The sequence below is a fragment of the Kitasatospora nipponensis genome, assembly GCF_039528135.1.
Classification (GTDB): domain Bacteria; phylum Actinomycetota; class Actinomycetes; order Streptomycetales; family Streptomycetaceae; genus Kitasatospora; species Kitasatospora nipponensis.
Genome location: NZ_BAAALF010000116.1, coordinates 14,067 through 17,488 on the forward strand (window position 1 = coordinate 14,067; position 3,422 = coordinate 17,488).

Here is a 3,422-nt window from a genome sequence, read left to right on the forward strand (position 1 = left end):
ACATCCTGGTGAACAACGTGGGCGGCCGCACGGTCTCCGGCGCGGCCAGCGCGGTCTTGTCCGCGGCGCCGCTGCCGCCGGTGTAGGTGAACAGGTGGCCGGTGGGCACCGGCACCGGGCGCAGCAGCAGGCGGCCCTGCGGCCCGTACGCCTCGGCGACCGCGATGAAGCGGTGCGGCGGGCGGATCCGCAGGCCGGGCAGCAGCTCGGCGGCGGTGCGGCGCACCGCCAGCTCCTCGCGGTCCATGAACGGCTGCGGGCCGGGGTCGACGTCCCAGCGCTCGGTGGGCCGGCCCAGCAGCATCCGGCCGGGGCCGGCTGGGCGGCCGTAGAGACCGGTGGTGTCGTCGAGGAAGGCCGGCGGGCGCTCGCCCTCGACCTCGTAGACGGCGTACTGGATGACCTTGGTGCGCAGGCCGGCCGGCGGCAGGCCGCAGTCGCGCAGCAGCCGCCCGCTCCAGGCACCGGCCGCCAGCACCAGCGCGTCCGCCTGCGACCAGCCCTGGTCGGTGCGGTAGGCCACCGAGTCGGCGCGCGGGCGCACCGCCCGCAGCACGCCGCGGTCCAACTGCCCGCCGCGGGCGGTGAAGTCGGCCAGCGCGTTCTGCCGCAGCAGCTCCGGCGAGAAGAAGCCGGCCTGCCGCTCCAGGATCGCCTCGGTACTGGCGGGCAGGCCCGCGAAGCCGTACCGGTCGGCAATCTGACGACTGGTCAGCAGTTCGACGGAGTCCGGGAGTTGTTCCTGGAGTTCGGAGACCCGGTGCGGCCGGGCCGGGCCGTCCAGCAGGTAGAGGCTGCCGGTCTCCCGGTAGCCGGACCACTCCCGCAGCAGGGCGCTGGCGCGCAGCTCGCGCAGGCTCAGCTGGGCCAGCGAGGCGAGCGCCGGGTCGATCTCGAAGGCGCGCACCAGGCCGCCGGAGGCGCGGGTGGCGTCGCCCACCGCCTCCGGGCCGGCGATCAGGTCGACCCGCAGGCCGGGCTGACGCACCAGGCGCCAGGCCAGCAGCATCCCGGCGATGCCGCCGCCGACCACGCTGATCCTCATTGCGGGGCTGCCTTGGCGTCACCGGTGAGCACCGCGAGCAGGTCGTCGGCGCGCGCGTCGCCGCCGCTCTGCAGGCCGGCGCCCAGCAGGCACCGGGCGGCCAGTGCCGCGTCGTACCGCTCCAGGGTCAACGCGGCTTCGGCGCGGGCCAGTTCGGCCGGGTCGGGGGCACTCGTCGGGGTGGCCCGCTGCCAGCTCGCGGTCACCGCGCGGTAGTGCTCCAGGGTGAAGTCGGCCTGCAGCGGGGCCGGGCGGTCCCAGCTGAGGAAGGCCCGCACCGCGCGCGGGTCCTCGGTGGCGAGGAACTCGTGCGCCCAGACCGCGTGGCTGCGGCTGGTGGAGAACTTGGCGCCGTCCAGCAGGTAGAACTCGTTGACCACCAGGCCGCCCAGCGCCTGGGCGGACAGGCCGGCGGCGGCGTACAGGGCGGGGAAGAGCGCCAGGTAGTAGAAGGCGTTGTCCAGGCCGAGGAAGGCCCAGACCGACTCCACCTGCTGCCAGGCCGCCAGGTGGCCGGCCAGGCCGGTGGCGCCGGGCTCGACCAGCTGGCCGATCGAGTAGAGGTAGCCCAGGCCCATCTCGGCCCAGACGTCGATGCGGTGGCCGGGGATCGAGCCCAGCTCGATGCCCCAGTCGGTGGGGTAGCTGAACGGCACGGTGGGCAGCGGGCCCTGCAGCAGCCTGGCGGCCAGCCGGCGGGCCTGCGGCGGCAGGGTGGCGCGCAGCCAGGCCGCCTCCAGCGCGGCCCGGTGGTCCTCCAGGCGCAGCACCGGACCGCGCACGGTGCGGATGGCGGTGGCCGGGGTGCCGCAGCGGGTGCAGACGGGGTCGAGCAGGGCGGCGGCGGGCGTGTAGCCGGCGCAGCCCTCGCAGGTGCCGCCGCCGCTTCCCTCACCGCAGCCGGGGCAGCGGCCGGTGACGTAGGCGTGGTGCAGGATGCCCGGGCAGTCGGGGCAGACCGGGGTCTGCCACTGCTCGACGGGCAGCGCGCCGCTGAGCACCAGCTCCTCGAGGAACTCCACCACCGCGGCCCGGTAGGCGCCGTCGGTCAGCGGCTCGGTGAAGCCGTCGTGCACCACGTCGGCGCGGTGGAAGACCTCGCGGATCAGGTCGGCGTTGCGGGTGCGCAGCTCCTCGACGGGCAGGTTCTGGCGGCGGGCGGCGGCCGGCACGTAGTTCTGGTGGTCGTCCAGGCCGCAGAGCGCCACCACCCGCTCGCCCCGCCGGCGCGCGGCGCGCACCGCGAGGTCGGCCGCGACGTAGGGGCCGGCCAGGTGGCCCAGGTGCAGCGGGCCGTTCGGGGTGGGCGGCGGCGAGAGCACCACCGTGGTCGCCCCGGTGCGGTCAGGCGCCATCGGGAGCCTCCGTACCGAGCGGCTCGGCGGCGGACAGCGTCGCGCGCACCGCCTCGGGCTCGCTGCCGGGCAGCCAGTAGATGCTCAGGATGTCGACCGTCTGCTCGCCGGCGCTGATCACGTGCTTCTCGCCGGGCTGCAGCAGCATCGCGGTGCCGGCCGGGGCGGCGGTGGCGACGCCGTCCACGGTGAAGGTCGCCTCGCCGCCGACCACGATCGCCAGCTCCACCTCGGGGTGGTTGTCCTGCACGCTCTGCGAGCCGGCGGGTACCTGGCACCACATGGCGCCGAACGGCAGGCTCCCGGTCCCCGGGTAGCGGCTCCAGCGCCCGATGCTGATGCCGTACTCGCTCTCCAGCTTTGAGTCGCCGATGGTGAACTTCTGCACAGGAGCCCTCCTCTACCGTTGGCGCCCGGGCCCGGGGGCCCGATGGATCTGACGGTCGAATCGTCGGCGGGCGCGCTAGAGAAGCTCTCGAAGGGCAGTGGGCAACGGGCTCCGGGAGGTTGGCAGCGCCCGGACCGCGTGTCACCATCGCGGCCATGACGACGCAGACACAGGTGGGCGAGCGCCCGGTCCGGTACGACGCGCGGTCGATCACGACACAGCCGCCGGAGCAGGTCGAGGGCTGGACGGTCAAGCGGTACACGGTCTCCGCGCTGCGCGAGCGGCCGCCGGCGCCGGTGGAGGACTTCGCGCGGCTCGCGGTGCGGCGTTCGCTGCCGGCGCCGCACGCCGCCGTGCCCGCGCACGCGCTGAGCGTGCTGCACGAGGACGAGGACGGCGTCTACGTCGTGGTGGGCTGGTGGAGCCTCAACGGCCTGATCCTGCACAGCCGCACCTGGCTGGCGAACTGGTCGGACCTGACCACGCTGATCCCGGCGCCGGGCAACGCCACGGCCTGCGTCTGGGAGCTGCTGGCGCTGGGCCACGCGCGCGACCGCTGGGTCGAGCACGTGCTGCGCCCCGAGGAGCCCGACTTCGCGCGGTACCTGGCGGCCGAGCTGTCCGGCCGGTTCTG

4 protein-coding genes are annotated in these 3,422 nt (G+C 75.2%); 1 reads left to right on the top strand and 3 read right to left on the bottom strand.

Going from position 1 to position 3,422, the window contains the following annotated elements:
• From ABD323_RS26630 to ABD323_RS26640, 3 genes are all read right to left on the bottom strand, one after another.
• Positions 1-1,045: NAD(P)/FAD-dependent oxidoreductase (locus ABD323_RS26630; RefSeq protein ID WP_344444505.1), on the bottom strand; the 1,045-nt coding region annotated here is incomplete at its 3' end.
• Positions 1,042-2,400 (bottom strand): class I tRNA ligase family protein, encoded by a 1,359-nt coding sequence (locus tag ABD323_RS26635; protein WP_344444506.1) that lies wholly within the window; start codon positions 2,398-2,400, stop codon positions 1,042-1,044. The genes ABD323_RS26630 and ABD323_RS26635, both read right to left, overlap by 4 nt.
• On the bottom strand, positions 2,390-2,788 hold the full coding sequence (locus ABD323_RS26640) for a cupin domain-containing protein (RefSeq protein ID WP_344444507.1): 399 nt from the start codon (positions 2,786-2,788) through the stop codon (positions 2,390-2,392). Before ABD323_RS26640 ends, ABD323_RS26635 begins: the two co-directional genes overlap by 11 nt.
• 155 nt (positions 2,789-2,943) lie before the next feature.
• Between ABD323_RS26640 and ABD323_RS26645 the strand changes: the two genes are divergently transcribed.
• Positions 2,944-3,422: hypothetical protein (locus ABD323_RS26645; RefSeq protein ID WP_344444509.1), on the top strand; the 479-nt coding region annotated here is incomplete at its 3' end.

Coding starts and splice junctions, on each gene's coding strand:
- ABD323_RS26635 (WP_344444506.1), bottom strand. CDS start 2,400: ATGGCGCCTGACCGCACCGGGGCGACCACGGTGGTGCTCTCGCCGCCG.